29 protein-coding genes are annotated in these 25391 nt (G+C 48.4%); 15 read left to right on the top strand and 14 right to left on the bottom strand.

Going from position 1 to position 25391, the window contains the following annotated elements:
- Positions 1-1299 (top strand): UDP-N-acetylglucosamine 1-carboxyvinyltransferase, encoded by a 1299-nt coding sequence (gene murA, locus QSJ47_RS05800; RefSeq protein ID WP_285602727.1) that lies wholly within the window; start codon positions 1-3, stop codon positions 1297-1299.
- 123 nt (positions 1300-1422) lie between these two features.
- Here the strand turns inward: murA and rny are convergent, their stop codons facing one another.
- On the bottom strand, positions 1423-2988 hold the full coding sequence (gene rny, locus QSJ47_RS05795) for a ribonuclease Y (protein ID WP_260321558.1): 1566 nt from the start codon (positions 2986-2988) through the stop codon (positions 1423-1425).
- Positions 2909-3442: a 5-formyltetrahydrofolate cyclo-ligase gene (locus tag QSJ47_RS05790; protein WP_488592935.1), complete on the bottom strand. Its 534-nt coding sequence runs from the start codon at positions 3440-3442 to the stop codon at positions 2909-2911. The genes rny and QSJ47_RS05790 overlap by 80 nt, the downstream gene beginning before the upstream one ends.
- A 293-nt stretch (positions 3443-3735) precedes the next feature.
- Here QSJ47_RS05790 and greA point away from each other — a divergent pair, with 293 nt between their 5' ends.
- From greA to gmhA, 10 genes are read left to right on the top strand one after another with little or no spacing between them, the layout of a single operon-like run.
- Positions 3736-4227, top strand: a complete 492-nt coding sequence (gene greA, locus QSJ47_RS05785; protein ID WP_221271508.1) for a transcription elongation factor GreA — start codon at positions 3736-3738, stop codon at positions 4225-4227.
- On the top strand, positions 4214-4645 hold the full coding sequence (gene dut, locus QSJ47_RS05780; RefSeq protein WP_285602726.1) for a dUTP diphosphatase: 432 nt from the start codon (positions 4214-4216) through the stop codon (positions 4643-4645). Before greA ends, dut begins: the two co-directional genes overlap by 14 nt.
- Positions 4645-5256, top strand: coding sequence for a hypothetical protein (locus QSJ47_RS05775; protein ID WP_285602725.1), 612 nt, complete (start codon positions 4645-4647; stop codon positions 5254-5256). Before dut ends, QSJ47_RS05775 begins: the two co-directional genes overlap by 1 nt.
- Positions 5256-6461, top strand: a complete 1206-nt coding sequence (locus tag QSJ47_RS05770) for a hypothetical protein (protein WP_285602724.1) — start codon at positions 5256-5258, stop codon at positions 6459-6461. The genes QSJ47_RS05775 and QSJ47_RS05770 overlap by 1 nt, the downstream gene beginning before the upstream one ends.
- Entirely contained in the window at positions 6458-7084 is a 627-nt protein-coding gene (locus tag QSJ47_RS05765; protein ID WP_285602723.1) for a type III pantothenate kinase, read from the top strand. The genes QSJ47_RS05770 and QSJ47_RS05765 overlap by 4 nt, the downstream gene beginning before the upstream one ends.
- Positions 7084-7770: a sulfite exporter TauE/SafE family protein gene (locus QSJ47_RS05760; RefSeq protein WP_285602722.1), complete on the top strand. Its 687-nt coding sequence runs from the start codon at positions 7084-7086 to the stop codon at positions 7768-7770. The genes QSJ47_RS05765 and QSJ47_RS05760 overlap by 1 nt, the downstream gene beginning before the upstream one ends.
- The gene (locus tag QSJ47_RS05755; RefSeq protein ID WP_285602721.1) at positions 7767-8306 is read left to right on the top strand and encodes a D-glycero-alpha-D-manno-heptose-1,7-bisphosphate 7-phosphatase; all 540 of its coding nucleotides are present in this window, start codon (positions 7767-7769) and stop codon (positions 8304-8306) included. The genes QSJ47_RS05760 and QSJ47_RS05755 overlap by 4 nt, the downstream gene beginning before the upstream one ends.
- Positions 8282-9253 carry an ADP-glyceromanno-heptose 6-epimerase gene (gene rfaD, locus QSJ47_RS05750; RefSeq protein WP_285602745.1) on the top strand — a complete coding sequence of 324 codons (972 nt, stop codon included), beginning with the start codon at positions 8282-8284 and terminating at the stop codon, positions 9251-9253. Before QSJ47_RS05755 ends, rfaD begins: the two co-directional genes overlap by 25 nt.
- Positions 9247-10674 (top strand): D-glycero-beta-D-manno-heptose-7-phosphate kinase, encoded by a 1428-nt coding sequence (gene rfaE1, locus QSJ47_RS05745; protein ID WP_285602720.1) that lies wholly within the window; start codon positions 9247-9249, stop codon positions 10672-10674. The genes rfaD and rfaE1 overlap by 7 nt, the downstream gene beginning before the upstream one ends.
- Positions 10675-10683: 9 nt before the next feature.
- A complete protein-coding gene (gene gmhA / locus QSJ47_RS05740; protein WP_285602719.1) occupies positions 10684-11256 on the top strand; it encodes a D-sedoheptulose 7-phosphate isomerase in 573 nt (190 codons plus the stop codon).
- A 1-nt stretch (position 11257) separates the two neighbouring features.
- On the opposite strand, the gene QSJ47_RS05735 is transcribed toward gmhA, so the two are convergent.
- The 4 genes from QSJ47_RS05735 to QSJ47_RS05720 all read right to left on the bottom strand — a co-directional run bounded on the left by QSJ47_RS05735 (position 11258) and on the right by QSJ47_RS05720 (position 14451).
- Complete coding sequence (locus QSJ47_RS05735) at positions 11258-11479, bottom strand: hypothetical protein (RefSeq protein WP_285602718.1); 222 nt, start codon at positions 11477-11479, stop codon at positions 11258-11260.
- 5 nt (positions 11480-11484) lie between these two features.
- Entirely contained in the window at positions 11485-12165 is a 681-nt protein-coding gene (locus QSJ47_RS05730; RefSeq protein ID WP_285602717.1) for a F0F1 ATP synthase subunit A, read from the bottom strand.
- A gap of 217 nt (positions 12166-12382) precedes the next feature.
- Complete coding sequence (locus QSJ47_RS05725; protein ID WP_285602716.1) at positions 12383-13906, bottom strand: outer membrane protein; 1524 nt, start codon at positions 13904-13906, stop codon at positions 12383-12385.
- Positions 13903-14451 carry a hypothetical protein gene (locus QSJ47_RS05720; protein ID WP_285602715.1) on the bottom strand — a complete coding sequence of 183 codons (549 nt, stop codon included), beginning with the start codon at positions 14449-14451 and terminating at the stop codon, positions 13903-13905. Before QSJ47_RS05720 ends, QSJ47_RS05725 begins: the two co-directional genes overlap by 4 nt.
- 264 nt (positions 14452-14715) lie before the next feature.
- On the opposite strand from QSJ47_RS05720, the gene QSJ47_RS05715 reads away from it, so the two are divergent.
- The gene (locus QSJ47_RS05715; protein WP_285602714.1) at positions 14716-15108 is read left to right on the top strand and encodes a hypothetical protein; all 393 of its coding nucleotides are present in this window, start codon (positions 14716-14718) and stop codon (positions 15106-15108) included.
- Here the strand turns inward: QSJ47_RS05715 and glmU are convergent.
- Positions 15105-16415, bottom strand: coding sequence for a bifunctional UDP-N-acetylglucosamine diphosphorylase/glucosamine-1-phosphate N-acetyltransferase GlmU (glmU, locus tag QSJ47_RS05710; protein ID WP_285602713.1), 1311 nt, complete (start codon positions 16413-16415; stop codon positions 15105-15107). The two genes, QSJ47_RS05715 and glmU, sit on opposite strands and share 4 nt — an antisense overlap.
- A gap of 75 nt (positions 16416-16490) precedes the next feature.
- Between glmU and fliP the strand changes: the two genes are divergently transcribed.
- Positions 16491-17243, top strand: coding sequence for a flagellar type III secretion system pore protein FliP (gene fliP, locus QSJ47_RS05705; protein ID WP_221271482.1), 753 nt, complete (start codon positions 16491-16493; stop codon positions 17241-17243).
- Here fliP and QSJ47_RS05700 read toward each other — a convergent pair.
- The 3 genes from QSJ47_RS05700 to QSJ47_RS05690 are packed head-to-tail and all read right to left on the bottom strand — an operon-like array spanning position 17227 to position 19155.
- Positions 17227-17679 carry a DUF4149 domain-containing protein gene (locus QSJ47_RS05700; protein ID WP_285602712.1) on the bottom strand — a complete coding sequence of 151 codons (453 nt, stop codon included), beginning with the start codon at positions 17677-17679 and terminating at the stop codon, positions 17227-17229. The two genes, fliP and QSJ47_RS05700, sit on opposite strands and share 17 nt — an antisense overlap.
- Entirely contained in the window at positions 17679-18329 is a 651-nt protein-coding gene (locus tag QSJ47_RS05695; RefSeq protein WP_082333525.1) for an outer membrane protein, read from the bottom strand. The genes QSJ47_RS05700 and QSJ47_RS05695 overlap by 1 nt, the downstream gene beginning before the upstream one ends.
- Before the next feature lie 10 nt (positions 18330-18339).
- On the bottom strand, positions 18340-19155 hold the full coding sequence (locus tag QSJ47_RS05690) for a flagellar hook-basal body protein (protein ID WP_285602711.1): 816 nt from the start codon (positions 19153-19155) through the stop codon (positions 18340-18342).
- 62 nt (positions 19156-19217) lie between these two features.
- Here QSJ47_RS05690 and QSJ47_RS05685 point away from each other — a divergent pair, with 62 nt between their 5' ends.
- Complete coding sequence (locus tag QSJ47_RS05685; protein WP_285602710.1) at positions 19218-19793, top strand: DedA family protein; 576 nt, start codon at positions 19218-19220, stop codon at positions 19791-19793.
- A gap of 57 nt (positions 19794-19850) precedes the next feature.
- The gene (locus QSJ47_RS05680; RefSeq protein ID WP_285602709.1) at positions 19851-20021 is read left to right on the top strand and encodes a hypothetical protein; all 171 of its coding nucleotides are present in this window, start codon (positions 19851-19853) and stop codon (positions 20019-20021) included.
- A gap of 27 nt (positions 20022-20048) precedes the next feature.
- On the opposite strand, the gene QSJ47_RS05675 is transcribed toward QSJ47_RS05680, so the two are convergent.
- From QSJ47_RS05675 to cheZ, 4 genes are all read right to left on the bottom strand, one after another.
- Entirely contained in the window at positions 20049-22517 is a 2469-nt protein-coding gene (locus QSJ47_RS05675) for a porin family protein (protein WP_285602708.1), read from the bottom strand.
- Between the two features lie 58 nt (positions 22518-22575).
- Positions 22576-23256 carry a hypothetical protein gene (locus QSJ47_RS05670; RefSeq protein WP_285602744.1) on the bottom strand — a complete coding sequence of 227 codons (681 nt, stop codon included), beginning with the start codon at positions 23254-23256 and terminating at the stop codon, positions 22576-22578.
- Positions 23257-23350: 94 nt separating this feature from the next.
- Entirely contained in the window at positions 23351-24631 is a 1281-nt protein-coding gene (locus tag QSJ47_RS05665) for a peptidase U32 family protein (protein WP_285602743.1), read from the bottom strand.
- Positions 24628-25353, bottom strand: coding sequence for a protein phosphatase CheZ (gene cheZ / locus QSJ47_RS05660; protein WP_285602707.1), 726 nt, complete (start codon positions 25351-25353; stop codon positions 24628-24630). Before cheZ ends, QSJ47_RS05665 begins: the two co-directional genes overlap by 4 nt.
- Between the last annotated feature and the right edge of the window lie 38 nt (positions 25354-25391).

Here is a 25391-nt window from a genome sequence, read left to right as displayed (position 1 = left end):
GTGGACTACTTAGAGATCAAGGGGCAGCAGACTTTAAGCGGTCAGGTGGCAATCTCGGGGGCGAAAAACGCCGCCTTGCCCCTTTTGGCAAGCACACTCTTAGCTAAAGAGCAAGTGCGCCTACACAACCTGCCCCATGTCGCCGATGTGCGCGCCCTAGTGCAGCTTTTAGAGCATTTGGGTAGCAACGCCATATGGCACACACCAAACAGCCTTGAGATCAGCACAAGCCCCACACATTGCACGGCAGTGCGTTGCACCGCACCCTATGAGATTGTGCGTAAAATGCGCGCGTCTATCTTGGTTTTAGGCCCGCTCTTGGGGCGTTTTGGCAAGTGCCAAGTGAGTTTACCCGGGGGGTGTGCGATTGGGGCTAGGCCTGTGGATTTGCACTTAAGTGCGCTGGAGAAAATGGGTGCTGAGATCACCATTGACAAGGGCTACATTGTGGCTAAAGCCAAGGGGGGTTTAAGAGGCTGCGATCTCATTTTTGACAAAATCACCGTTACGGGTACAGAAAATATTTTAATGGCTGCGAGCATGGCCAAAGGGCAAACAAGGATCATCAACGCCGCCAAAGAGCCCGAAGTGGTGCAGCTGTGCGCCTTCTTGCAAGCGGGGGGCGTGGAAATTAGCGGAGTGGGTAACGGTGAGCTCTTGGTGCAGGGCACAGACAGACAAGCTTTAGACTTTCAAGACATAGAGATCATCCCCGATCGCATTGAGTGCGGGACCTATTTATGCGCCGCAGCGATCACCAATTCGCCCCTAACGCTCACCCACGCCAACGCCCACCATTTAGAAGCCGTGCTGGCAAAACTAAGTGAAATCGGCTTTAATGTAGACATCACAGAAAACACCCCCACCACCCATACGCTTACAATCCACCCAGCCACGCACAAAAAAGCCTTTAGCCTCACCACCACGGAATACCCGGGCTTTCCCACCGATTTACAGGCGCAGTTTATGGCACTGGCAACGCAATGTGAGGGCTCAAGTTTGATTGAAGAACGCTTGTTTGAAAACCGCTTCATGCATGTGGGCGAGTTGCAGCGCATGGGGGCGCAAATCAGCCTTAAGGGGGCGATGGCGCAGATTCAAGGCGTGAGTGAGCTCATCGGGGCGGATGTGATGGCAACAGATTTACGCGCCTCTTCGGCGTTGGTGCTGGCTGCCCTCGTGGCTAAGGGCAAGAGCCGGGTGCACCGCATTTACCATTTAGATCGGGGTTACGAAGCCTTAGAGGACAAAATGAACACTCTAGGCGCGCACATGAAACGCCTACGCGAAAAGCCCTAGGCGCGCACAGATTCAGGGAGTAAACTCATCTAGGCGGAGGTGATGGTGGCTTACGCACCTCTTTAGCGTTGGCGTGCGCCCTTGTGGCTTAAGGGCAAGAGCCACCTAAGTGCCTACACAGCCCTAGCGGGCGATGGCTTTGGCGCGGTTTTCGCGGATGACATGCACCACGACCTCGCCTGGGTATTGCAAATTGGCTTGGATTTCTTTAGCGATGTCGTGCGCTAGCAGGGGGACTTTGGCATCGCTCACTTGATCGGGGCAGACAATCACGCGCACCTCGCGCCCCGCATCCATGGCAAAGACCTTTTCCACTCCATTTTGCTGGCTGGCGATGCGCTCCAAATCGTGCATGCGCCCTAGGAAGTTTTCATTTTCCTTGCGGCGTGCCCCGGGTCTTGCGGCAGACAAGGCATCGGCAGCGCACACAGCGGCGCACTCTACACTCTTGATCTCTTGGCGGTCGTGGTGGGCGTAAATGGCGTTGATCACCACAGGGTGCTCGTGGTGGCGCACACACACCTCAGCCCCCAAATCCACATGATCACCCCCGTGCTCTTGGGTTAAGGCTTTGCCGATGTCGTGTAAAATCCCCGCCCTTCTAGCTAATTTAGAATCGCCACCCAACTGCTCGGCGATCATGCCCGCTAAGATCGCCACCTCTATGGAGTGGGTGAGGGCATTTTGTCCGTAGCTTGTGCGGTATTTCATGCGCCCCAAGAGCCGTTTTAATTCCTCGTCCATAGAATCTAATTGTAGGTCTAAGATGACCTCTTCGGCCTCTTTTAAGATGTTTTCTTCCATGTTTGCCTCTACCCGTTGGTACACGGTTTCAATGCGCGAGGGCTGGATACGCCCATCTTGGATCAAAAGCTCGAGTGTTTGCATGGCGATTTGCCGCCGGTAAAGATTAAAACAGCTTAGAGTGATGGTCTTGGTTTCCTCGTCGATCATCAGCTCCACCCCACTGATGCGCTTGAAAGTGTCGATGTTCTTGCCATCCTTGCCGATGATCCGCCCGATGAACTCGACATTAGGCAGTGCCACCACGCTGGTTAAATTCTCCATGGCAAAGCTACTTGCAAAACGGGAAGTCGCTTCGGCTAAAATGAAATGCGCCCGCTCTTTGGCTTCCTTTTTGGCTTGTTTTTCATAGCGGCGCACCAAAGCCGCTTTTTGCAAAATCAACTCCTCTTCTAGCAAGCGCAAAAGCAGGTCTTTGGCTTCCTCTTTGGTGTAACCCGAGCGCTCCGTGAGGGTTTGCATGGCTTGCTCTTTGAGCTCTTGGTATTCTTGGCAGAGTCTTTCTTGGGCGTGTTTGCCCCGTTCGAGCTCGCTTCTTAGTGCGTCTAGCTCGCTCTTATGCTGCTCTAGTTGTTTGTGCTTGTGATGCCAGTGCTGTTGTTGTTGTTTTTCCCTATTCTTAAGCTCGTCTAGCTTGTGTTGGTAGGCGGCTTCTTGGGTCTTTTGCCGCTCGTTGTACTCTTGTTGCAGCTGCAAGGCTAGGGTTTTGGATTCTTCTTCTTTGCTTTTGTAAAACACTTGGGCTTGGTAGATGAGCATGTCCGCTTGGGCTTTAGCTTGGACGATGAGACTTTGGCTAGCGGCACTATAATTTTTCTTGGTGAAGTAAAACACGCTGATGCCGGTGAATAAGCAGGGGATCAAAATGCTTAAGGCCTCTTCCATTTATTGTCCTTTGGTGTGTAAAATCGCTGTTTTGCTCTAGGCACATGTCCGCTGTGATGTCGTGCAACGCACCTAGGGCGTGGGGGGATTTTAAGAGTTGGCGGGCGATGAAAATCGTGAAGGGCTTTTTAGGCAGGGCGGCAAAGAGTCGATCGTAAGCCCCTAACCCAAAGCCCACCCGCCTAAAGCCACAATCCACCCCCAAAATGGGGACTATGGCTAGGTCTAGGGGTGCTTTAAAAAAGCTTGGTTCGGGTTGCTTGATGTGTTTAAGGGTGCTTAAAGGCAGGCGATAAGGCGCATAGGTGCAACAAGGCGGGTGCATTAAGGGGGCAAATAGGCGCATTTTACACCTTCTAGCCCATTTGATGAAGGGGCGTATATCCACCTCGTGGGCTAGGGGGCAATAGACCAACACCTTCAGCCCCGCTTTAGGGCGCACCCATTTTTGCAATAGGGCGGTTAATTTGCGGTCTTTAATGTCAAAGCCCCGCTTGGCGTATAAAATGCGCTTGCAAGCGGTGCGAAAATCGCCTTTTATGTCCTTGTCTAGCGTCTTGATGTTTTGCCTTTATAGAGTGCCAACAATCAATGGGTTAAACCCAAACAACAAACCTTAAATCCGTATTATTAGAATATTTAACTTAGGGCGCAATTAATAGGGGGGGGGGGGGGGGTAGATTTAGCAAATTTAGGGCGTTTTAACCATGTGTTTTATATAATTTTGGCTCTATTTTAGGAGTTGCAATGAAAGAGCCGATGAGTGCCTATGGTTATGAAAAGGTTTGTGCCGAATTGAAAAAGCTCAAAGAAGTGGAAAGGCCACAGATCGTAAAAGAAATCGATCGGGCAAGAGAGCATGGGGATTTAAAAGAGAACGCCGAATACCACGCCGCTAAAGAAAAACAGGCGTTTATAGAAGCTAGAATTAACGATTTAAGTCGCATTTTAGCCAATGCGCAGGTGATCGACCCCGCCACCCTAAGCCACCAAAAGGTGAGCTTTGGCAGCACGGTAAAAATTTTAAACCTAGACAACGACAAGGAGTTTTGTTACACCATTGTGGGGAGCATGGAGAGCGACCCCGCAAGGGGGCTCATCTCCTTTGGCTCACCCATTGCTAAGAGTTTAATGGGCAAGAGCAAGGGCGATGAGGTTACGGTGGTGTTGCCCTCAGGCGAAAACGAATTTGAGATTTTAGACATTTATTACAAAGATATTGATTATGCTAAAAGTTAAGTTGCAAAAACTCCACCCACACGCCAAACTCCCCACCTATCAAAGTGCGGGGGCGAGCGGGTTTGATTTATGCGCCCTAGAAAGCCTTGAGATCGCCCCTAAAAGCGTGGGCTTGGTAAAAACTGGGATCGCCCTTGAGCTGGAGAAGGGCTATGAAGTGCAGGTGCGCTCTAGATCAGGACTGGCACTAAAGCACCAAATTGTGGTGCTAAACTCCCCGGGCACGGTCGATAGCGATTATCGGGGGGAGTTGCAGGTGATTTTAATGAATTTAGGCGATGCGCCCTTTCATATACAAGCGGGCGATCGGATCGCGCAGGGGGTGCTCTGCCGCGTGTTTCAGGCGGATTTTGCCCTAGTCGCTGAGCTAGAAGCCACCCAAAGGGGCGCAAAGGGCTTTGGGAGCAGTGGGATTTAATGGAAATTAAAGAGAATTTAACACAAGTCAAAGAAGAGTTTAAAAGCGATGAAAAACTTTTAGAGAGTGCTTTTAGGCTTGAAAAGCTGTATAGCAAGTATAAATATGTGCTGTGGGCGTTGGTGGTCTTGGCGTTGGCGTGGTGGGGCTACGCAAAGTTTGAAGCCGTGCAAAAGGACAAAAGGACGCAAGAGATCACCGCCCTTTACAACGAAGTGTTGGCAAACCCTAACAACACCGCCCCATTAGAGAAATTGCAAGAGCAAGCCCCCCAGCTTGCCGAGCTCTACAACTACGCACAGGCTCTAAAAAATAAGGACACCAAGACCCTAGACACCCTAAGCCACGCCAAAAACCCCATTGTAAAGGCTCTAGCAAGCTACTACGCCGCCTCTTACAACCGTGACTTAAAAGCCCTAAAAGCTTTGGATCTACCCGCCTTGCAAGACTTCATCCATTTGCAACAAGCCTATTTACTGCACAACGACCCCAAAGCGGCTAAAGAGATGAAGGCATTGATCACCACTATTCCCCCCACTTCAGGCATTTACCCCATCGCCTCTTTACTCAAGCACTACCCCGCCACCGGCACGCAAGAGGGGCAAGAGTGATGAAGAAAGTGTGGATTGTAGGGTTAGCCTTATTGGTCTTTATGGGCTTTGGTTGCGACGGACGCAAGAATTTTACACCGCCTAGGTCTAAGATCGTGCGGCAAATCACCTTTAGCCACGCCCTTAAAAACTCCATTATTTTCACCAACCGCTATGGAGCGATTTTATCCAATGGTGGGGTGCTAGACAGACAGGGCTTAACACAACTAAAGATTGAAAAGAAGGAAGACAAGGAAACTTCCTTTTTGAATGAGAGCCAAGATTACTACATTTTGGCGCACGATTGTTGGCGCGCCCACAAGCGCAACGGCCCCAAGGTCAAACACAAGAAACACACCACGCTCACAGACAAGCAAGCCCAAGAGGCGATCATCGACAACATTGAAGAAACCGATCAAAATGTTGAGTTGCACGACCATTGCCACCAATTAGAACTCATCAGCACCGCTTTAAGTGCCACCCCCTCCATCACGATCCCCCTAGACACCTACCCTTTAAGTGCGAGCATTAAGGGCAACCAATTGGCGGTGGTGATGGCGGACAACTCCGCCAACATCTACGACATCAAAACCAAAAAGTTGATCTTCAATGAAAAGGGCTCCTCTAGCCCGGCGATCAATTCTTTAGTCGCCGCACCCGTGTTCTTAGACACGGTGGTGGTCTTTCCCATGCTCGATGGGCGGTTGTTGGTTGTGGATGTGGTGCCTAAAGAGCCTAGAGTTGTGCGCAACATTGTGCTCAACAGCGAGAAGTTTTTCAACAATGTAATTTATTTAAAAGTCGATGAAGAAAACATGTTTGCGGCCACGGGCAAAAGGCTCGTGTCAGTGATCTCGGGGCAAGAGTTTAGCTTTGATGCAGACATTGTGGATGTGCTTTACAAACACCACCGCCTATATGTGCTGACCTTAGATGGACGGATTCTAGAGATGGACCAAACACTCAACGACCAAGGCATGGGTGTGGTGAAGTTGCCCTTTGCGATGTTAAACACAATTGTGGTTACCGATAAAAAACTTTACACTTTAGAGAAAAGAGGCTATCTCATAGAAGTGGATTTGGAACATTTTGATGACTACCGGGTTTATCCGCTCAAAAATGTATCCAAAAACATGTCCGGGCACTTAGACAAAATGACCTTTTACACCGATGACAAAATTTATTACGACCGCTACTACCTTAATTTGAGTTACAACCACCCATGACCCTTTGTGATATTGGTAACACACACTTACATTTTTACCAAGAGGGGAGAGTGTGGGCGTGCGTGCCCCAAAACTTAGAAAATTACAAAGAAGCCCTACAAGGCGAAGTTTTTTATATCAGTGTGAACCCTAAAAACACAGAACACCTTTTAGAGTTTTGCCCGAGTGCCACAGATTTAGCCCCCAAAATGCAACTAATAAGCAAATATGAAGGGCTGGGGGTGGATCGCATGGCAGCGTGTTTGGGGCTTGGTGGCAAAAGCGGGGTTGTCATCGATGCGGGCAGTGCGATCACCATCGACATTATGGAAAACAACACGCACTTAGGGGGCGTGATTTTGCCCGGCTTTGAGAGTTATTGCCACGCTTATAAAAGCATTTCGCCCGCCCTAGACATGCCTTTGAATTTACGGGTCGATTTAGAAGGCTTGCCTAACGCCACCACAGATGCGTTAGGCTATGGGGTCTTGCAAAGCGTTTTACTCACGCTCAAACACCTTATCGGGGAGCGCAAATCGTATTTCACGGGCGGAGATGGCAAGTTTTTAGGCAACTTCTTTAGCAATGGGATTTACGATGGGCTCTTGGTATTTAAGGGCATGCGTACCGCGCTAGAGGCTTAATGGAGCTGGTGTATCTCTTTTTAAACGCGTCTTTAATGGCACTTAGCCATTGTGTGGGCATGTGTGGGGGCGTGGTGCTCGCCTATTGTCAAAGTAAATTTACCCCCCAAACGCCCTTAAAAGCACAACTTATCGCCCATACGCTTTACAATTTGGGGCGCATTAGCATGTATGTCTTTGTGGGCTTTTTAGCCTTTTTGGGCTTTCACGGGCTTTTAGAAGTCTTGGCTAAAGCGTTTCACTTGCCCCGTATGCGCTTACAAGGGGGGGTTTTAGTGGGCTTAGGGGTGTTGATGGCTCTCTTTGCTTTGGGTTTTATTTTGCGCTTGAAAAACCCTTTAGCTTTAAGTGGGGGGTTGCTTGCTAGGGGGTTTAAAAGTTTGTTTAGCACCCCTAGTTTGCCGAGTTTCTACGCTTTGGGGCTGTTAAATGGTTTACTGCCTTGTGGCTTGATTTACTGGTTTGTGCTAAATGCCCTAAGTCGCCCTAATTTAATCAATGCCCTAGAAGTCATGCTAGTTTTAGGTCTAGCGACTTTTACGCCCATGTTTATCTTCGGCACCCTCTTTGGTAAATTCTTAAAATCTAAATGGCGGGGGTTTTTCCATAAAATCGCCTTTGTCTTGCTCTTAGGCTTTGCGGCGCACACGATTTACATGGGCGTGAAAATGTTAGGGCATGCATGAAGGCTTTGTTTTTGGATAGGGACGGCGTGGTGAATGTGGATAAGGACTATGTCTATCTAGCTAAAGATTTTGAGTTTATGCCCGGCATTTTCACACTTTTAAGGGGGGCTAAGGATTTAGGCTACTTGCTCTTGCTTGTAACAAATCAGTCGGGCATTGGGCGGGGGTTTTACAGCCTAAAGGACTTCCACGCCCTAAATGCCTACATGCAAGCACAACTGCAAGAAAAGCTAGGTTTTGGATTAGATAAAATCTACTTTTGCCCCCACGCCCCCAAAGAGAGTTGCACCTGTAGAAAACCCCAAATAGGCATGTTAAAGCAAGCCTTGCAAGATTTCCCCCTAGATTTAACCCAAAGTGTGCTGGTGGGTGATAAGCCAAGCGACATAGAATTTGGGTTAAGGGGGGGGATTGGCACAAATTTACTTTTTTCTCCACAAGAGCCACAAACCCAAGGGCGCATTGCCTGCCTAGAGCAGGTTTTAGACTTTTTAACCCCACAGAAAGGACCATTTTGTATATCCCAAACACCCTAGAGAATAAAACCATTGTGATCACCGGCGGGGCGGGCTTTATCGGTAGCCATTTAGCCATGTATTTTCAAACCCACCACCCTAAAGCCCGGGTGGTTGTCATTGACAAATTTAGAGAGCAAACCCCCCCCACCACGAGCTTAGGGCATTTTAAAAACCTGTTAAACTTCGATGGCGAGATCATCACGGCGGACATAAACAAGGATTTAGGCATTTTAAAGAAACTAGACTTTGATTATTTGTTCCACCAAGCGGCGATCTCAGACACCACGAACACTAATCAAGAGTTGGTGATGCAAACCAACCACAGAGCTTTCATTAAGATTTTAAAAATTGCCCTGAAGAAAGACGCTCGGGTCATTTACGCTTCTTCAGCGGGGGTTTATGGCAACACCCCCGCCCCTAATAAGGTCGGCTTTGGGCAAAAGCCCGAAAATGTCTATGGCTTTTCTAAACTTTGCATGGATAAAAGTGCCCTAGACTTCGCCCATGAGAGTTTTATGCCGATTGTGGGCTTGCGTTACTTCAATGTCTATGGACCGGGGGAGTTTTACAAACACAAGACAGCTTCGATGATCTTACAGCTAGGCTTGCAAGCCTTGCAACATAAAGAAGTGAAACTCTTTGAATTTGGGGAGCAACAACGCGACTTTGTCTATATCGAGGATGTGATCCAAGCCAATGTTAAGGCAATGGGGGCATCTGTGAGCGGAGTGTATAATGTGGGCTATGGCAAGAGTTACAGCTACAACGACATTGTCCGCTTGCTGCAAGAACATTTGGGCGAGTTCAAAGTAACCTACATTAAAAACCCCTACGACTTCTTTCAAGAGCACACTTGTGCCGACATTGCCCCCACGCATGCCGATTTGGACTACGCCCCTAGCTACGATTTAAAAAGGGGCGTGTCCGCTTATATCCCCACCATTAAAGAACTTGCCAAATGCTAGAAGCCTTTTTAACCCTGCCCAAAAACCCCCCCCATGTGCTTGTGGTGGGCGACATTATCATAGACCATTACATTTGGGGAGAGAGCGAAAGGCTCTCGCCTGAAGCCCCCGTGCAAGTCGTGGATGTCAAAGATGAGGGTCGGCGGCTTGGGGGGGCGGGCAATGTAGCGGATAATTTAATCGCCCTAGGGGCAAGCGTGGATTTATGCGGCGTGGTGGGGGCAGACGGGGGGCAGGCGTGGCTGTTTGAAACCCTGCAAGCTTTAAGCATAGGGACAAGCGGGATTTTAGTCGACCCCAAACGCCCCACAAGCCAAAAATCGCGGGTGATGATTTCTAAGCAACAAGTCTTAAGGGTGGATCGCGAACGCAAAGAGCCCATTGACAAGGACACTTGCGCCGTTCTGCTAGAAAAGGCAAGAGGCCTATTAGAAAAAGCCGATGTGCTGATCTTATCCGACTATTTAAAGGGCGTGCTTGACACGCATTTATGCCAAGAGTTGATTAAAAGAGCCAAAGCACAGGACAAAATAATCCTATGCGACCCCAAGGGCAAGGATTATTCCAAATACACAAACGCCGATTTAATCACCCCGAATAAAAAAGAAGCCCAAATGGCTACGGGGGTGGAGATTGTCGATGATATGAGCCTAAAACAAGCCCTAAGCCACTTTAAAGACAAACTGCAAATCGCCACGCCTTTAATCACCTTGAGCGAGCAGGGCATGGCGTTTTTGGATAAGGACTTGCATAAAATCCCCACCATTGCCAAAGAAGTTTATGATGTGAGCGGGGCGGGCGACACGGTGATCGCGGCGTTGGCGTTTTGTTTGGGGCTGGGTTATCCCATAGAGCAGGCGTGCCACTTTGCCAATGCAGCCGCGGCGGTGGTGGTGGCGAAAGTGGGCAGTGCACAGGCAAGCTATGCCGAAGTGTTGGACTTCTTGCAAAAGCACCACCACAAGGGGCAAAAGGTGCTCGACAGACCTACTCTGTGTGCCCTACTGCAAGCCATGCACCCCCCGAAAATCATTTTTACGAATGGGTGTTTTGATTTGCTGCACCGCGGGCATGTGGAGTATTTGCAAAAGGCGAAGGCTTTGGGGGGGCTTTTAGTCGTGGGCTTAAACAGCGACTCTTCAGTACGCCGCTTAAAGGGCAACACCCGCCCCGTGTGCGACCAAGACGCAAGGGCGTTTGTGCTTGCGGGCTTAGAGTGCGTGGATTTTGTGGTGATCTTTGAAGAAGACACCCCCTTAGAGCTGATTAAAGCCCTAAAACCGCATATTTTAGTCAAGGGAGCGGATTATGCGGGTAAAGAAGTCGTGGGGAGCAGCCTAGTGCAAGAAGTCGTGTTGATCGACTTTGTCAAGGGCTATTCCACCACAAGCACGCTAGAAAAAATCCAAAACTTACACTAAGGAAGAACCATGCACGCCTTGATCCAAACCGAGTTTTTAGAACACAGCCAAGTTACGCAAGACACTTTGGCGCATTTAGCCACAAGCCTAGCGCAAAGCGGGGACTTCTTGCTAAACACGCTTAAAAAAGGGCATAAGATTTTGATTTGTGGCAATGGGGGCAGTGCCGCCGATGCACAGCATTTTGCGGCTGAACTTACGGGGCGTTATAAACAAGAAAGGCGGGGGCTGCCCGCCCTTGCGCTTAGCACAGACACCTCCGCTCTAACTGCCATTGCTAACGACTATGGCTATGAGTGGGTGTTTTCTAGGCAGGTGGAGGCTTTGGGGCAAAAGGGGGATTGTTTGGTGGGTATCAGCACTAGTGGCAATTCTAAAAATGTCCTACTCGCCCTACAAAAGGCACAAGAGCTGGGCTTAAACACGCTCGGGCTTAGCGGACGGGGGGGCGGGGCAATGCGCTCTTTATGCACGCATAATTTAATTGTGCCAAGCAGTAACACCCCCCGCATTCAAGAAATGCATATCCTTTTAATCCATTTGCTTTGCGATTATATCGAGCGGGGATTTTGCAACAACTAATTTAAATGCGCTCTCTTTGGCTCTCTTTAATGAGGGCGGACATGGACTTTGCCATGAGGGCGAAAAAGACAAAGAGCCCAAAGACAAAGAGGGCGAAAAACCCCGCCACCACCAAGCCCAAATCGCTAAAGAGAAAGAAGCACAGCCCCCCACACACGAGGGCAATGCCGACAAATAGCCCGGCAAAGAAATCTAAGAACGATGTGATGGTGTCCTTTTTCATGGCCGCTAGTGGCTCTCATCCACTAAAACCGCCCCTGCTAAATAAACATAGGTCAAAATCATAAACACAAAGGCTTGTAAAATCCCCATAAAGAAGAGCACCATGAAGGGTGCAACGGGGATTGCCCAAGGCACGAGCAAGAGCATGATGAGTAAGAACATGTCATCGCCCTTGATATTGCCAAACAGACGGAAAGAAAGCGAGATGATGCGGGAGAAGTGGGAGATGATCTCCACGGGAAACATGATGGGCATGAGCCACTTAACGGGCCCTAAAAAGTGCTTGAAGTAGGCGGCAACCCCTTGGTTGCGGATGCCCTCAAAGTGGTAATAGATAAAGACAATGAGAGCTAAAACGAGCGTAAAACTCCAATTAGCCGTGGGGGCTTCAAAGCCGGGGATGATGCCTATCATGTTGCAATAAAAGACAAAGAGTGCGATCGTGCCGGTGAGGGGGAAGTATTTACGGGCGAGCTCCTCACCGATGACATCCTTAGCCACATGTAAAATCCCCTCCACGACCGCTTCATAGACATTTTGTAGCCCCATAGGCACGATTTGTAGCTTTTTCACCGCCATTTTGCTGATGATGAGCGTAAATAAAGCGCAAAAGACGGCATAAAACCCGATGATGAAATCGTGGTTATGGCTGATCAATCCTGCAAAAGTAAAAACCCGATGCTCCATATCCTCTCCAAAAAAAGCCCATTATACTACAACTCCCCTAAAATGGCAAAACATTAAGGGTAAAAAAGGGGGTAGCAAGATGAACAACCTTGCCATAATTTTAAAAAGATTGTGGAGGTTTAGATTGGGCGGTTTAAAACCTGCCAAGGGGCATTTAAAATCTTTTAAGCTACACGCTTAAGAAACGCTGCGCTTAAGAAACGCTGCGCGTTTCTTCCTAAAAATTATAAACATAGTTCACATACACCGCCACATTGCGTTTATAGGTGGTTTCTAGGTGTGCGCCGTTTAAAGAACCTCTGAAATAATAATTAGCCGCAAGGGGGATTCTTAAACCAATTTCAAAGCCATGGTGCTTGGTAACATTGGTTCTAAAGCCAATGTTTAAGGGGATTTGGAAGTAAGAGGTGTGCATGGTGGCGTGTCCGCCTGCGGCATTAATGGCTTGCATGGCAGAGGAGAGGTTATGATAACCAGGGGCTACCCAACTGCTGCCCGCCAGCATAAAGCCCAAGAACACCCCCGTGGTGTATTTGCCATCCTTGCTCTCATAGAAGTTATACAAAGCGTCCACCCCAGCCCCATAGACAAAGTTATTCACGCTGGAGATGTTGCGGTCGTAGAACACGCCTCTTTGGTAACTAAAGCTGCCATAGTAACGCAGACCCCATCTTCTCTTTTTGCCAAAGAATTGTTTATACCCCACCTGCACATCCACGCCGTACATATTTGCGTTAGAATTGATGGTTTGGTTAGGCAGCCCGATCCCGCCCGCTCTGTTTAAGAACACTTCAGGGCTTTCTTTAGCATGGGCGGCCATTTTATTTTTAGCGGAGTTTAAATAAATCAAGAGATTGTTTAAGCCTTGCACCGCTTGCTGGGTGTTTTGGGCTTGGTTGGGGCTTAGGTCTAACTTAGCGGGCAAAGCCACAAAGCTGGCAAAAGAGCTTAGGTTTTGCGCATTGACAGAGTTTGCCAAACTATCTAGCAACGCCACACGCATTTGGCTGGCTTGAGAAATCAGGCTGTCTAAATTTAATTGTATTAATTCTAAATTAATATCGCTGGCTTGCATGCCTTGGATGAAGTGAGCCACTTCTGTTTGGAAGCTTTGGGGAATCTCTGGATTATCTGCTAAATTATTCTCAAGCTCTTGGGTGTAATTTGCTAGCCCTGCCACAATGTTTTGCACGGCTTGGGCTGCGCTCACATTGTCTAAGCTATTGATGATCGCACTGGTGGTTTGGGTGATGGTGTGCGCCTCTTGATCGATGTAGTGGAGGATGGCGCTTTGGACTGGTCCCGGGCCGTGCAACTCTTGGTCTATAATGGAGTTGATGAGGTTTTGCAAAGAGTTGCTGGCGGTTTGTGGGGTTTGGTTGTTCTGATGGGGGTTGGCGTTAGGACCGGTTTTATTAGAACTAGAGCTGTGCTCCTTGGAGTTTTTAGCGTGTGGGCTTGTTTTGCCAGAATTGGTGCTTGGGGTCTTTTGGTCCGGACTCGAGTCTGCAGTATTTTTACCCTTATTTTGGCTAGAAGAGCTCTTGTTTTTGTTGTTATTGTTGCCGCTAGAAGAACTCTTGCCATCATTGGAGCTAGAGCCTGAAGTGCTAGAACCCGTGCCGCTTGTTTGGCACTCCGCCCCTTGTCCGCAGGCATCGATTAAGGCGGTTTTTGTGGCGTTTAAGGCGTTGGTAACATTGCTTACCGCTGTTTTAAGCTTGTCGGCGTAGGTGATCACACCCGGGGGGTCCCCGCCGCTATAGCGCTTTGTGTAAAGGTGTATTTTGCAATGCCAAGATCTTGATTTAAAGATGTAATATCTGCAACAGCATTTGAGAGTTGGGTTTGTATGCCCGATTTTGTGATCTCTTGCTCAGTGGCTTGCAACGCTGCAATCTCTGCACCTGTGTTTGCAAGAGCTAACTTTAAGTTATGTGTGGCGATGAGATTGGCTTCTGTGCCCTCTTTGGTGGTGGCAAGAATTGTTTCATCTTTTTGTACCTCTTTAAGGTCGCTCACAGCAAATGCCCCAATTTTTGTAAAAACATTTAGGGCATTGTCATAAGCGGAAACAATGGTCTGCAAATAACCAGCGGTTTGTTTAGCTTGGGTGTCAATGGTTTGTAGCCCTGCATAGGTGTTGCCCACATTGGTGGCAAGCGTGTTTAAAGAATTGACTAAATTGTTCACCTCTGTGGTGGCGTTGGTGCTTGTATTGCCTTGATTGCCATTTTGGCTTGGGTTGAGTGTGGGGATACCGGAGGTTTCGATATTGAATTGCAAATTTTGCGCTGCATTGTCTGCATTGCTAATTTTAATAGAGATTGTGTGTTTCTCTTGCTCTCTTTAGCTCTGTGTGTATGTTTTCTATCATCTATCAAAGCTCTTGTATAGCCACAAAATCCCATAAAGTGGGGTTTGTTGCTATATTTCTAGCGTGCCTGCCCTCATCAAAAGGTTGGCCTTATCCTTTAGTTGTTGAGGAGCTTTTTGCATATATGCTGGGCTCATGCAACACAAACTACAACGCCCTTTTTAGAAATATTTATGGCTGTTGTCGCAAAACAACTTGCGCAAAAACTTATAGGGTTTTATAGGTTTAGTTGCCCTTTTGCTATTTTTGTGGCGTGTGCTTTTGTGATTAAAAAGACTTGTTCTTTGGTGCGTGGTGTTGGAGGTGGTGAGTTTTGGGGGTGTTTGGGGCTGTGGCAAGTGGGGGGTTGTGGTTGTATGGAGTTGTATGCTGTGGGGGTTATGTGGTGGGGGGTTGTGTTGTTTTATGGTTTTTATAGAGGTTTTAGTGGGGGGTTTGCCTTTATAGAGGTTAGCAGTTTGGCGGTGGTGATAGCTGTGGGGGGGCTCGTGTTGTGGGGGCTTGGGTGGGATTGCCTTGCTGTGGTGGGGGCGGTGGGGGCTGCAAGGGTTTCAAGGCGCAACTAGGGCTTTTTGAAGAATTTAAAATACCCTTTGGAGATGGACACTTGAGGGGGGCGCACGAGGACTAAATCTCCCTCTTGCATGGGCTCTGTGATGGTGCTGCCCGCTGCGATCAGCACATTATCGGGGATGTTTAAGGGGGCGACTAGTTGGCTGTCGCTACCGATGAAGACATTGTGCCCGATTTTGGTGTGGTGCTTGCTCTTACCATTGTAGTTGCAGGTGATGACTCCCGCCCCGACATTCGTCCCGCTGGCAATGCTGCAATCGCCAAGGTAGCTCAAATGCCCCGCCTTCACCCCATTTAAATAAGCACTCTTGGTTTCCACGAAGTTGCCCACATGGCTATTAATAATCTTAGAGTTGGGGCGGATATGCGCGAGTGGCCCGATGGAGCTGTTTTCAATGTGGCTTGATTCGACCACACTGTGCGCCTTAATGTGCGCCTCTTGCAAATAGCAAGCCCCCGCCAAATGCACCCCCTGCTCGAGCACGCAACCCTGCCTAAAGCGCACGTCCTTTTCTAAGTAAATCGTGTGGGGCATGTGCATACACACCCCCGCTTGCATGGCCTGCTCTCGTAATTTGTCTAGCATTTTGTTTTCAGCGGCGGCTAGCTCGCTTTGTGAATTGACCCCTAAGAAGTCGTGAGCATTAACAAAAATCGGGGCAAAGCGCACGCCTTGTTGCACGCCTAAGCCCACAAGCTGGGTTAAATAGTATTCGGCTTGGGCGTTGTTCTTGTCCAGCTTGGGTAAGAACTCTTTTAAGAACTCTTGACTAAAGAGATACACCCCGGCGTTTAAGGTGTCTAGGGCTAGGACTTCTGCGCTTGCGTCCTTTTCCTCTACAATAGAGGTAACCTTACCGCCACTTAAGCACACCCGCCCATAGCCACTTTTATTTTCTAAGCTAAAGACCCCCAAAGCATTCGCCTCTTGGCTTGCCACAAAGGGCATAAGGGCTTCTTTAGATACAAGGGGCATGTCGGCGTTGAGCACTAAAAGGCGGTTGTGGGCGGTTTGCAAAGGGGCTTTACTCCCTTGCATGAGCGCCCCCCCTGTGCCGGGGTATTGTGTGGCATTTTGGAGGTGGATGGTTGGTCTGTTTTTAAAGTGTTTGTAAATCACCTGAGAAATCAATTCGTGTTCGTGATGCAAGATGACATGCACATCCTCACTCACACTAAAAGCACTTTCTAGCACATGTAAAAGCATTTCCTGCCCGCAAATTTTATGCAAGACTTTGGGTAACTTGGAGCGCATGCGCGTGCCCTTGCCCGCCGCTAAGATCACAACCGATACTGCCATTTTTTCCCTTTTTAGGCAATTTTAAAAACAAGCCTATTATACTTAAAAGTTTATCCCACACAAAAGGGCTTTTCCTTGCGTTTTCTTTTATTTTGGGCGGTGTTTGCCTCTTGTGTGTTGCTCGGCGCCACCCTTAAAGACCCCGTGATCCCCACAATCAATTTATCTCTCACAGCTCCCCACACGCCCACGCAATTAGTGACAACCCTAAATGTGGTGCTTGTCTTAACCCTCTTGGTGCTTGCGCCCTCTTTAATCTTAGTGATGACGAGCTTTATCCGCCTCATCGTAGTGTTTTCGTTTTTGCGCACCGCCCTAGGCACACAGCAAACCCCCCCCACGCAAATTTTGGTGTCTTTGGCGTTGATTTTGACCTTTTTTATCATGGAGCCCGCCGCTAAGAAGAGCTACAACACTGCCATTAAGCCCTACTTGGCTGAAAAGATTTCTTATACACAAGCCTTTGAGATCGGCATTGTGCCTTTTAAAGAGTTCATGTTGCAAAACACCCGTGAAAAGGACCTAGCCCTATTTTTTAGAATCCGCCATTTAGAAAACCCCAAAAACCCCAGCGCCGTCCCCCTAACCGTGCTTGTGCCCGCCTTTATGATCAGCGAGCTTAAAACGGGCTTTCAAATCGGCTTTTTGCTCTACTTGCCCTTTTTAGTCATCGACATGGTTGTGAGTTCCATTTTAATGGCAATGGGGATGATGATGCTGCCCCCTGTGATGATCTCTTTGCCCTTTAAAATTTTGGTGTTTATCTTGGTGGATGGGTTTAATCTCTTGGTCGAAAATCTCGTAGCGAGTTTTAAACACCTCTCTTAGGCTTGAGCAACGCGCGCCACACAAAAGAGATCAAAAGTAGGGTGAGCAAGGCTTTAAACAAGGTTTCGCTGTGCGCATGCACGGTGGCAAACTCGGGGGTAGTGGTGGCGTTGATGGCTTGGGCGTTTAAAATGTAGGGGGTGTAGTAGAAGCTAAACAAGCCAATCAGTGCCACCCCCACTAGGTGGAAGAATAAAAGCCCCGATTTATGCACCGCCCAAAGCACCAAAGCGTCCAAGATAAGCACGCAAGCTAGGGCGTTTAAAAGATAATTGCCCTTGACAAAAATGCGCCCCATCAGCACCCCTGCGTGGTGTTGGTCTAAAATCCCGGGAGTTTTAAAAATCACGGGAGCGACACACGCTCCAGAGAAGAGCACCATACCCACACCCACACCCAAAGCCAGCAACACCAGCACACGCCACAAGCGCAACATTAGAATAAGAAATAATAGGCGGCGGTGAATGCCCAATCACGTTTTAAGGACAGACTGAAGTCATTAAAAACACCACCGTCCACTCTACCCTGCACATGGGTAGCGAGCATGGGAATTTTTACACCCACTTCAAAGGCACTGTGTCTAGCGATCACCGCCCGAACGCCCACATTGACCATCCACTGAAAGCGCGTTGCCCCTCCCGGTCCATGCACCGCATACCAAGTGTTACCTCCCAGTGCCACGCCACCAAACACGCCTAGATTAGACTTTTCGCCATTAAAGAGGTTGATGAGTAAATCTGCTCCCACGCCATAGCCAGACAAATTAAAGGTGTTCTTGCCAAAGTTAGCGTTCCGATTCCACACCACCTTGCCAAAGTTAGTTAAACCCCAGTTGTAAAAGCCATAAAAGCGCAAGCCCACATAGCCCTTTTCCCCAAAGAGCAGATTATAGCCGACCCGTACGCCTACGCCCTGGGTGATGGCGGTGCGGTTCATACTACTGGGTTTTTTGCCACTGATACGGGCTTTAAAGGTCGAGCCGCCCACTTCATAAATGCCCCCGATGAAAAATGCGCTCTTTTCAGCGTGTAGCCCCCCCCCACAAGCCAATAAAGCAAGGGGTAGAAACTTTTTAGATAACTTCATCACGCGCTCCTTATACCCTTGCTGCTAGTTTGCTGATCGCCTCAGCGTGCATGTCGTCCATGTGGGTCCTTAACACTTTAGAGTACATATCCACCAAGCGGTTGGCTTCAATGAGGCGGGTCATTTCAATCACAGCATTCACATTGCTTTTTTCTAAAAAGTGCTGGTGGACAATGGGGGCGTTGAGCTCAGTGCGCTCGTCCATTTTATCCTGCGGGTAGGTGTAAAGGTTATCGCCGATTTTCTTTAAGAGTTTTTGACTTTGAAAGCCCACCACGGCTAAAGCCCCCCCCGGCACTTCCTCATTGCCCTGTCTAAAAAACATGTCCCCATTGGGCGCAACACTCACACTTGCCCCGGGCAACATTTGTATCCCCGCGCCATTTTCAATCCCCCCACGGCTTAAGACATGGTAACCCTCTTTAGTGCTTAAAAAGCCTTGTGCGTCAATGGTAAAGCTCCCATCACGGGTAAAGGCAATGCCCTGTGGGGTCTGCACCACAAAGTAGGCGTTAGGATCGCTCAAGGCAAAATCCAACTCGTTGTCTGTTTTTTGCATGGGTCCTAGGCTGTAATCGGTGTATCTTTCTACGATGATAGGCACGCGATCTAGGTTGCGGTTTAAATACTTGGCGGCTTGGCGGGTTTGATCGGGCAGGGGTAATTTATCGCGGTAATTTTGATAAAGGCGCAAAAAATCGCCCACGATCACATCGTCGCGCTTGAAACCGGCAGTGTTGAGATTGGCTAAATTATTAGAAATTTGGTCTAAGCGGTTAAACTCTGTAACCATGCCCCCTGTGGCTGCGTAATAACCATTAGTCATGAAAAACTCCTAGTTGGACTTTGTGCTATTATACCCTAGAAAGATTAAGCTTAAGGACTTTGGTGGATCTAGCGCATTTTCAAGCCTTGTTCGACTCGTGGGGGTATTTCTTTCTCTTTGTGTATTCTTTGGGGAGTGGGTATGTGGGGCTTGTGTTGGCGGCGATTTTGAGCGCAACCGGGCATATGGACATTACAAAAACCATGCTCGTGGCAGGGCTGGGTAATTTTGTCGGCAGTTGTTTATTGGTGTGGCTGGGGCGGACACAGAAAAAAGAAATGCGTAGCTACCTACACAAACACCGCCGTAAGCTCGCTTTAGTGCATATATGGATCCACAAATACGGGGCTTGGCTGATTTTCTTCAACAAATACATTTATGGGGTGAAAACTCTAGTCCCCCTAGCCATAGGGCTTAGCAAGTTTTCTTTTAAGCAGTTTGTGGGGCTTAACGCGCTCTCTTGTGCGCTGTGGGCGTTGAGCCTAGGCGAGATCACTTTCCATGCCAGCGCGTGGGTGCGCCGCTCTTTAGATGAGGGCAACGCTTATCCCTATCTCTTGCCCGTGCTTTTCATCATAAGCCTAGTCGGGCTGTGGCTGTGGATTAGCAAAATCAGCCAAAAAACCAAAAAAGATTAGTGGGTGGTTGGTTTTAATGCGCTAAGTTTGGGGGGTTATTTGATAAAGGAGTTTGCGATGGAGAAAAAAACTAGGCTTTTGGCATTGGCATTAGTGTTAGTTTTTAGTGTGGGTTGCGCCCATAAAACGGCTTGTGCCACAAAGCCTAAGCCCGTTGTTAAAGGGCTTGCCCAAGAAGCCCCCAGCGAGCAATGCCCCGACAATGGCGAACCTAAGCAGATTGAATAACGCTTGTCCCAAGCTGTGGCTTCTTGCTTAAAAAATCGTGGTGAAGTTGAGAAAAAATTGGGGGTGCTTGTAGTTCTCTAGGATTTCGAGGTTTTCCCCATTGTCTAGGGGGATACTCTGGGCTTTTTGGATGATAGGGATACGCACGCCCATGCTCCACTTGTAGCGATCGACACGCATTTGTAAGCCAGCTACAGCATCCACATTAAAACCGGTGCGCATTTGGGCTTTGTCGTGTAGAAAATGCGCCCCGTAAATGTTGAAAGTCCCGAGTAAGCCCCCAAACATGCCGTATGCGCGGATTCTTGCCGATCCAAACCGCCTTTTGCTGATCTTGGTGTAAAAGTTGCTGAGTAAATTTGCCCCAAAACCCAGAGTGTAGCGGTTTAAATCGGTGAGGTCAGAGTTTCTAATGAAGCGTGCCATGTAAGCGTAGCGGTAAGCCAAGTAGCCGTAGTAGGCGATCCCCAAAAAGGGGCTGAAATACTTTTGATAGCCCCCACTCACATGCATTCCCAGTCTTAGAGAGCTAGATGATCTAAAATTAGAAGTGGAAAAGGAGATTAGGGGGATTGTGGGTTTTTTAAGTTGGGGCAGGGGGGTGGCATTGGTGCTAATCAGCGGTGCGCTAGGGGAAGTGGGGGTGGGGACTTGGGGCTGGAAAGTGGGGTTAGGGACAGAAAAGGCTTGGGGGGGCTTGTAATTTTTGTAGGCTTTGGTGGCATTGATGGCGTTTTGTATGGCGGTATTGACGGGGCCTAGGGCGGTGCTGATGGCTTGCTCAATACTTGTTGCAGTGCTTTTGCCAAAGCCAAAGTAACCCACAAGGATCGACCGAGCCCAGCTACTGTATCCGCACATTGTGTAGGGCTTGCCCGTATTGGTGTTGATTTGGGGGAAATTCGCTCCAGCAAATTGGGAGCTCCAGCAGTCTTTGACATTTTTGGAGGCATCAGGCACATCGGAAGTAGGGGACCCGTTGGGCACAATGCTCATGATCCACACGGGGTTATCTTGGAAAGTAGAAATCATGTTTTTGGCGGCTTGTTGGTAGCCCTGCACTAACTGCTTGGCATCGCTCAAGTTGCCTGTGTCCAAATACCCTTCAAGTTTGGTATAAACTTCCGAGTTGGCAAAATTGCCATTAAAGCTTACACTCCCCACATAGCCATTCATAAAATTAAAAAATTTGGTCATATCGTTTTGCATTGTTTGCAAGGAGGGGGTATTGCCACAATTATGCCATGACGCTCCGCCCACCCCATTGCCCGGGGCGCAATTTGAGTTCATGATAGCGGGAATCTTGGCTTGCATTTCTTGGACATTAAAAAGGGTGTTCCACATGTTGTAAAGGTTCAGCCCCAAAGCTTTGAATTGGGGGGGGAGTTTTGCTGCACCAATACCGACAAGGCTACAATTGCTCGCCTGAAAGCCCGTATAGGAGCTATTAGGATCAGAGTCTACAATTTGCTTTAACACGCAGTTCCAAGAATTATTGACAAAGTTATCATAAGTCGTCCCTTTGTAGGTGTAAGAGCCTTCAGAGGCGTTGTCTATCCCATAGAGTTTTCCATTGGCATAATTCACCCATGCATTGTGAAAAGCATTGCTAATAATTAGAGAAAGCCCCATCACATTGTTAAGGGCTTGGGTGATGTCTTGGGTTTTGGCTTGTAAAAGCATTTTCATTTCCTCAACCCCCTTTTGGGCGATTTCTTGGTTAGCGTTGTTAATCGCTTGGGCGTTTTCGCTCACGACCTTAATGCTTTTATCCAGCTGTGCACCTAGAGATTGGAGGGCTTGAATCGTCTGTGAGGGCGTGAAATCAGTGATTTTTGTGGGGAAATTCTTGGGGAAAGTGTAATCTAAATCCTTAGGGCTTAAGCCCGTGCAAGTGGGGCTGTTTGCCCCCATCACTTTAGCGCACTCAATACCCAATGCTTTAAAAGTTTGTTGGATTTGGGTGTTATAGGTATTGAAATTGTGGATCGCCTTTTGGAGGATGGCTTGATTTTGGGCAGTGTAGGAGCTCACTTTGGCTTCGTAGACTTTCAATTTGGCTTGGGCTTCTTGGATAATTTGTTGGTTTTGGCTCTCATAAGAGGAAATCATCCCATTTAAATAATCTTGGTAGGTCTGCAAGCTCGTATTGAGGTTAGACATCAAGTCTTTAGAGTTGGGGTTTTTAGCCAAATCATTGATTTGGGCGACCAGGTGGTTGAGCGCAGAAGAGGTCGGGTCAGTCCCCAAGAGCTGTTGGACGATGCCTTGCAGGGTGTTAATGGTCTGGTTGCGATTGCTCTTGAGCTGACTTAGGGCATTTTCAAAGGCACTTTGCTCGAGTTTGTATGTTTGCTCCTCTTTGGTGCTTGTAGCTAGGTTGCTCACGCTTTCCATCACATCTCCCCCTCCTGCGTCCATCCCAAAGGATAAAAAATTCCCATCTAAATAGGACGCAAGAGAGTGCGCCTCAAGGATAGAAAGGCACAAAATCATGCAGAAACAAAAAAGGGCACATCTTGTCAGCATCGGTTTGCATATGGCTCCAAGAATGTCAAAAGATCCGTATAAAATTCATGAAAAGCTCCGAACTTTGGTAATTATTCCCAATCTCCAAAGACCTAACGGGGGAGCTGCTTGGGACACGCACCAACCTTGTTTGGTTGGCAAGGGGGACATGGACACCAAAGGTCAATTTAAATTTATCAAAGCGCATGCTGACCCCAAAGACGGCATCGATGTTGGCGTTGTTGCGCACATAGGAAGCACTCATGCCTGAAAAACGCACACTCCAAATATTTGCTATCGCTAACAAGCCCCCAAAAACCCCGTAGTTATAAACTTTGAGTCGCCGCCCCTTTCTTTTGAATTTGCTGTAAATGTTGATTAAGAGATTAGCCCCCACGCCTAAGCTATAGCGGTTTGCACTGGCTGCATTCTCAAAGGCATGGGCAAATTGATCCATATAGAGGTAGCGGTATCCAAAGTAACCATAATAAGACACCCCCACAAAGGGGTTAAAATATTTTTGATCCCCTCCTTGCAGTTGGAAGCCAAATTGCGTAGAGTGTGAAGATAAATTACTAGAAGTGCCTGTAAAATCCCCATTTTGGAGGACATAGCCCCGACCCACCCCCATGCCAACCGCGACAAAAGGTCCATTAAAGGCTGAAAAGGGGTGGGCGCACAAAGTCCCTAGCGAAAAAGAGAGGATGAGAGCTAAATGTCTTACCACAACCAAGGATGTGCGTGCCAAAAGATATTTATTTTTTTTTTTTTTTGTAGTCGTGCTGGTTCTCAGATAAGATAAAAAAGCATTGCCTGACTTGTCAGTCTTTGTGGGGTAAAACATGTTGGGTGCGTAAAAATGTGCGGGCGGGAAGTTTTGCCGGAAGTTTTATGGGATTAGTGTTCCCGCTATGCACGCTCTCTAGTTCTTGCCCGTTTTCTAAAGCGATTTTATACAGACAAAGGTAGTGTTTGCCCTCAAAGCTATAGAGTTTACCTAGCTCATTGGCTACGGGCTCTAAATGCGCTCCATAGGGCAAGACCACTTCATAGGGTTCATTGGGGCGGGTGGTGAATTTGCATAAAAAATGCCAACCATCTTCTAGCACCTCCCCGCTCACTTGAAAATCCCCCTCGCTGATCGCGGTTTTAAAATTTTGGGTGTCTAGGCGTTGGTGGGGGCGTTTGATTAAATACCCCTCGCTAAAGCCCCGATTTTTGAGAGTGGCTAGCTCGGCTTGGTAGAGGGCGGGGCGGTGTTGGTTGCGATAGTAGTCGTCTATGGCAGTGCGGTAGGTTTTTGTGGTGATGGCAGCGTAGTAGCTAGACTTCGTGCGCCCCTCAATTTTGAAAGCATCGATCGCCTTAGTGTCTAAAATCGCGCCAATGTGGCTAGCTAGGTTTAAATCCTTGGCGTTTAAAATGTGCGTGCCGATACCCTCCTCCTCCTCAAGGCGCATTAAAACGCCCGTGTCGGGGTTTTTAATGTAATACTCGTAGTCAAAACGGCAATCGTTGGCACAACTACCTCGATTTGGCACACGCCCGTGTTGCAAAGCCGAGATCAAACACCGCCCAGAAAAGGCAAAGCACATGCTCCCATGCACAAAAATTTCAAGCTCCAAATCGGGGAGGTGTTTTTTAATCTCCACCGCGTCATTGAGGCTCATCTCCCGTGCCGCTACAATGCGCTTCACGCCCATTTCGTAGTAAGCCTCAGCGTCCAAAACATTCATCACATTGGCTTGGGTGGATAAATGGATGGGGATATGGGGGGTGAGTTTTTGCGCCAGCCTTAGCACCCCGGGGGTGGCGATGATGAGCGCATCGACCTTGCAATCGGCAAGTTTTAGCAGTTGCTCCTCTAAAAGTTTAATTTGGGCGTTAAAAGGAAAGCCATTTAAAGTGGCGTAAAATTTCTTGCCCTTTGCGTGGGTGTAGCGCACGCCCTCTTTAAAACTCTCCAAATCAAACGCCTTAGACGCGCGGTTTCTCAAAGAAAACTGCCCCAAGCCCGCATAAACCGCATCCGCCCCATAATCTAGGGCGATTTTAAGCTTTGTGAGATTGCCCGCAGGGGCGAGTAATTCGACCAAAGCTATTTTTTACCAAAGGCGGCGATCAACGCCTCAATGTCGCTCTCACTCGCCGCGCTCTCGTTGTCATCGCCGATGATGTAAGAGGCGGAGCTGACCCGTTTAGAATCGGCGATACTGCCCTCAAATAGGGCGTTCATGTACTGCGTCAAAGCGCGCATGACATTGATGACCCGCTCGATTTTTTGGCGGTGGATGTCTTGAAATTGCATGATGTCCATGGCTTGCATGGAGCTGTCTGAACAACCTTCGGCTTTTTCTTGTATAGAATTGATGCCTTGTAAAATCTCATTTGTTTCATCTAGGGAAGTTTGGAAAGTTTGGATTAGAGGAAAGTTTTCAGCTAAAGTTTCAAAGATTTCTAAATGCTTTTGTAGGGGATCTTTCATTTTCTTTAAAACTTTTAAAATCCCATCTGCGCTCATGTTGATGTAGTCGAGCTGGTCGAAAACTTGGGTGGCTTTGACCTCAGAGTCGCGGGTAACATCATCTAGCTGGTGCACGACTTTGTGCTCTTCAGTGGGGGGTGGGGGGGGCCACTCTTCAGAGTCGATCTTACCGTATTTCTCGGCGGTTTTTTTATCCACTTTCATGTAGTGGCTTCCCGCCTCCTGGTCTTTTTTGTCTTCATCGCCCTCTTCAATCTCGTCCGCCTTCTCCAATTCCTCAAGGGTGGCCACTTCCAAACCGCCCCCACTCATCAAGGCATCCAACTCTTCTTGGGTCATCTATCCTCCTTAGATAATGCGGCGATTATAATTTATTT

The organism is Helicobacter sp. NHP22-001, assembly GCF_030270165.1.
Lineage (GTDB): Bacteria > Campylobacterota > Campylobacteria > Campylobacterales > Helicobacteraceae > Helicobacter > Helicobacter gastrofelis.
Note: the sequence above shows the minus strand (reverse complement) of the source record. Positions and strands in the feature narration are given on the sequence as shown.

Bases quoted from the DNA above. Each gene is read 5' to 3' on its own strand.
- greA (WP_221271508.1), top strand. From the start codon at position 3,736: ATGAAAGAGCCGATGAGTGCCTATGGTTATGAAAAGGTTTGTGCCGAA.
- rny (WP_260321558.1), bottom strand. From the start codon at position 2,988: ATGGAAGAGGCCTTAAGCATTTTGATCCCCTGCTTATTCACCGGCATC.
- QSJ47_RS05690 (WP_285602711.1), bottom strand. From the start codon at position 19,155: ATGACTAATGGTTATTACGCAGCCACAGGGGGCATGGTTACAGAGTTT.
- QSJ47_RS05680 (WP_285602709.1), top strand. From the start codon at position 19,851: ATGGAGAAAAAAACTAGGCTTTTGGCATTGGCATTAGTGTTAGTTTTT.
- QSJ47_RS05760 (WP_285602722.1), top strand. From the start codon at position 7,084: ATGGAGCTGGTGTATCTCTTTTTAAACGCGTCTTTAATGGCACTTAGC.
- glmU (WP_285602713.1), bottom strand. From the start codon at position 16,415: ATGGCAGTATCGGTTGTGATCTTAGCGGCGGGCAAGGGCACGCGCATG.
- QSJ47_RS05765 (WP_285602723.1), top strand. From the start codon at position 6,458: ATGACCCTTTGTGATATTGGTAACACACACTTACATTTTTACCAAGAG.
- QSJ47_RS05675 (WP_285602708.1), bottom strand. From the start codon at position 22,517: ATGATTTTGTGCCTTTCTATCCTTGAGGCGCACTCTCTTGCGTCCTAT.
- dut (WP_285602726.1), top strand. From the start codon at position 4,214: ATGCTAAAAGTTAAGTTGCAAAAACTCCACCCACACGCCAAACTCCCC.
- rfaE1 (WP_285602720.1), top strand. From the start codon at position 9,247: ATGCTAGAAGCCTTTTTAACCCTGCCCAAAAACCCCCCCCATGTGCTT.
- QSJ47_RS05735 (WP_285602718.1), bottom strand. From the start codon at position 11,479: ATGAAAAAGGACACCATCACATCGTTCTTAGATTTCTTTGCCGGGCTA.
- QSJ47_RS05715 (WP_285602714.1), top strand. From the start codon at position 14,716: ATGGCTGTTGTCGCAAAACAACTTGCGCAAAAACTTATAGGGTTTTAT.
- QSJ47_RS05730 (WP_285602717.1), bottom strand. From the start codon at position 12,165: ATGGAGCATCGGGTTTTTACTTTTGCAGGATTGATCAGCCATAACCAC.
- gmhA (WP_285602719.1), top strand. From the start codon at position 10,684: ATGCACGCCTTGATCCAAACCGAGTTTTTAGAACACAGCCAAGTTACG.
- QSJ47_RS05700 (WP_285602712.1), bottom strand. From the start codon at position 17,679: ATGTTGCGCTTGTGGCGTGTGCTGGTGTTGCTGGCTTTGGGTGTGGGT.
- QSJ47_RS05775 (WP_285602725.1), top strand. From the start codon at position 4,645: ATGGAAATTAAAGAGAATTTAACACAAGTCAAAGAAGAGTTTAAAAGC.
- cheZ (WP_285602707.1), bottom strand. From the start codon at position 25,353: ATGACCCAAGAAGAGTTGGATGCCTTGATGAGTGGGGGCGGTTTGGAA.
- QSJ47_RS05755 (WP_285602721.1), top strand. From the start codon at position 7,767: ATGAAGGCTTTGTTTTTGGATAGGGACGGCGTGGTGAATGTGGATAAG.
- QSJ47_RS05695 (WP_082333525.1), bottom strand. From the start codon at position 18,329: ATGAAGTTATCTAAAAAGTTTCTACCCCTTGCTTTATTGGCTTGTGGG.
- QSJ47_RS05770 (WP_285602724.1), top strand. From the start codon at position 5,256: ATGAAGAAAGTGTGGATTGTAGGGTTAGCCTTATTGGTCTTTATGGGC.